Origin of the sequence: Vibrio sp. 10N.222.52.B7 (assembly GCF_041474275.1) — a bacterium.
GTDB lineage: Bacteria > Pseudomonadota > Gammaproteobacteria > Enterobacterales > Vibrionaceae > Vibrio > Vibrio crassostreae_C.
This window is the reverse complement of the sequence record NZ_JBFRTU010000434.1, coordinates 1-287: the sequence shown is the minus strand read 5'-3', so window position 1 is coordinate 287 and position 287 is coordinate 1. Positions and strand designations below refer to the sequence as shown.

Annotated in this window: 1 pseudogene; it reads right to left on the bottom strand. The window is 44.3% G+C overall.

Annotated elements, in window-relative coordinates:
- Positions 1–11: 11 nt before the first annotated feature.
- Positions 12–287, bottom strand: a pseudogene (locus AB4512_RS23565) (hypothetical protein); the annotation flags it as partial.

The following is a 287-nucleotide window of genomic DNA, read 5'->3' as shown; positions in this document are numbered from 1 at the left end:
CTTTCGTTTGATTATCGGCCGGTCGTTCCTGTCGCCAGTGCTTTGATTTTTACGACTTCGAATGGTCTGATGCCAGTATCTTTGCCGTTATTTAAAGCTGCGGTTCGGTTCAGCTGATTGACAGTTACATAAACATAACCATCAGGACCAAATGACATGCCATCAGGCCAAGTTTGGTTCTCTGACAGCGTCGCAATAATTCGGTACCCTTTTGGTGTGGACACACCAATTGCATTGTTCTCAATATCCGTAACATAAACGTTCTGAGCACTGTCTACAGTAATACC